General features: G+C 58.2%; 2 protein-coding genes and 1 pseudogene. 2 read left to right on the top strand and 1 reads right to left on the bottom strand.

Annotation, left to right across the window (positions count from 1 at the left end; genetic code table 11):
* Window positions 1-174 precede the first annotated feature (174 nt).
* On the bottom strand, window positions 175-1176 hold the full coding sequence (locus Q2K20_RS18075) for an AraC family transcriptional regulator (RefSeq protein WP_063972868.1): 1002 nt from the start codon (window positions 1174-1176) through the stop codon (window positions 175-177).
* 118 nt (window positions 1177-1294) lie between these two features.
* Between Q2K20_RS18075 and Q2K20_RS18070 the strand changes: the two genes are divergently transcribed.
* Entirely contained in the window at window positions 1295-1615 is a 321-nt protein-coding gene (locus tag Q2K20_RS18070; RefSeq protein ID WP_063972867.1) for a 2Fe-2S iron-sulfur cluster-binding protein, read from the top strand.
* Window positions 1616-1703: 88 nt separating this feature from the next.
* A pseudogene (locus Q2K20_RS18065) lies at window positions 1704-2050 on the top strand (cytochrome P450); the annotation flags it as partial.

Below are 2050 nucleotides of genomic sequence, written 5' to 3'. Positions count from 1 at the left end.
AAACTTACCGCGTTGGCCTTGTACTCGGCAGTGAAGCTCCGACGAGTAGATCCCATAATCCGCTCCCTCTATCTTGGGGGAACTCACCGCTCATCTCCGGGTGTCCACCAGAGCGGGAACGGTCCAGCACCGTGCATTGCCAGTTGCCCTGTACGAGTCAACCAAGTGGCAGCGCTACCTACGACGGAACCCCGTCGGCGGGTGGCCGGTCCAGTGCTTGAAAGCGTGTGAAAAGCTGGCGAGGTCGCTATATCCGAGGTCCGTGGCGATCTCGCTCGCGGACACAGATCCGTCCAGTAAACGAAGAATCGCGTACTCACGAATGACCGACTGGCGCAGTCCGCGATAGGTCATCCCTTCCTCAGAGAGGCGCCGCTTAAGTGTGCTCGTAGAGATGGAGAGTTCGTCTGCAATCCACTGACTTCCACAATCTGCGGGACGCTTCTCTATCAGACGTCTCACCTTGTCCGAATACGAGGCGATTTTACTCCGCTCGTCGAGCCTTCGCTGCAAGTCACTGATAGCGAGTCGATACGCCACGGGATCAGAGAACCGGCAGACGTGATTGACCGCGTCAACGGGAAAATGCAGAATGGACAGTGAAGCGTCAAATACCAGGCGACCAGCTAACCAATCCTGATCCACGGGCAGACCTTCCGGAGCGGGCCAACCCAGTGAGAGTGTGATGTCTGGTGCATCGCCAACGAGTATATTCAGCAGCCTCAGCAGGACCGCACCACAGTAGGTGACCACTAGGGAGTCTAGGACTCGATCGCCCGTCTGCCCATTGAGCGCGACAGACACTCCGTGTCCACCTGCGTAGAACTGCGCACTCAGGGCTGGGGTTATTAGCGGCAGGTAGGCAAGCAATTCCAATATCTCGCCTGCGGAACCTGCGCTTACTAGTGGGACGCTTAATGGTCCGAAGGACGTCAGATGAGCATGCTGGGCGAACGCCAAACCGAGGGTCGTTGCTTGGTCAACGTCGAGGTCGGGCAAGGCTTCCCTGATCCACCGCAGGGGAACTTGGGCGTTGATGGCGAGAAGTGACTCGACGTCGCTTCGCTCACGATCCATGATCTCGCGAAACCGTGCAACGGCGTCTTGCTCCAGAACTGGGCTCTCAAGTAACTGCGCGAACACGAGCGGTGGCACGCCCTCGCGATCAAGATTCATCGCCCCCGCCTTCTGAGCCAAATTAACAAGCTTCTGCCCTCAATTAACCTAGCCGCAGTCGTCGTTGTTAGCAATGCTGTGAGCAGCTATTACCCGAACAACCATGCAGGAGCCAGCGATGACAGTCGTAACCTTCGTCTCACATGAGGGAGAGGAGCACGTGGTGCCCTTGGAGGAGGGGCAGTCACTCATGCGGATCGCCGTCAACAACGCGGTGCCCGGAATCGACGCCGATTGCGGAGGCGAAGCCGCGTGCGGCACGTGTCATGTCATCGTTGATCCGCAATGGTCCGACGTGGTGGGCCTCTCGGGAGCAAGTGAAGAAGAGATGCTCTCAATGAACCCCGAACGGCTGCCGACCTCCCGACTGTCGTGCCAGATGACCGCGTCCGCGGATTGGGACGGCCTTACCGTCCAGGTGCCAGAGTTCCAGATGTAACGACGTTCCAGATGTAACGACGAAAGACAAGGTGAGACACGTGAAGGTTTCCGATACGATCGGCGACAAGGTTCAGTCGGCCATCCCGATGGATCTGCAGATCCGGGGCGCCCATCTGTACGACAGGACTCGGCGCTGGGTGACAAGGACGAATGGGAAGAAGCTCTTCGTAGAGAAGCCCATCCCCCCCGTCGAGGACGTCGAACTCGCCGACATCGACCTCAGTAATCCCTTTCTCTATCGGCAAGGACGCTGGCAGTCCTACTATGAGCGCCTGCGAAACGAGGCTCCGGTCCACTTTCAGCCCAACAGTGCGTTCGGGCCGTTCTGGTCAGTGACCCGACATGAAGACATCATCGCGGTCGATAAGAACCATGAGGTCTTCTCCGCCGAGCCGATGATAGTGATCGGGGCCCCGCCTCGTTTTCTCGATAT

The sequence above is a fragment of the Dietzia sp. IN118 genome (assembly GCF_032905965.1).
GTDB classification, from domain to species: Bacteria; Actinomycetota; Actinomycetes; order Mycobacteriales; family Mycobacteriaceae; genus Dietzia; species Dietzia kunjamensis.
Note: the sequence above shows the minus strand (reverse complement) of the source record. Positions and strands in the feature narration are given on the sequence as shown.

Coding starts and splice junctions, on each gene's coding strand:
- Q2K20_RS18070 (WP_063972867.1), top strand. CDS start 1,295: ATGACAGTCGTAACCTTCGTCTCACATGAGGGAGAGGAGCACGTGGTG.
- Q2K20_RS18075 (WP_063972868.1), bottom strand. CDS start 1,176: ATGAATCTTGATCGCGAGGGCGTGCCACCGCTCGTGTTCGCGCAGTTA.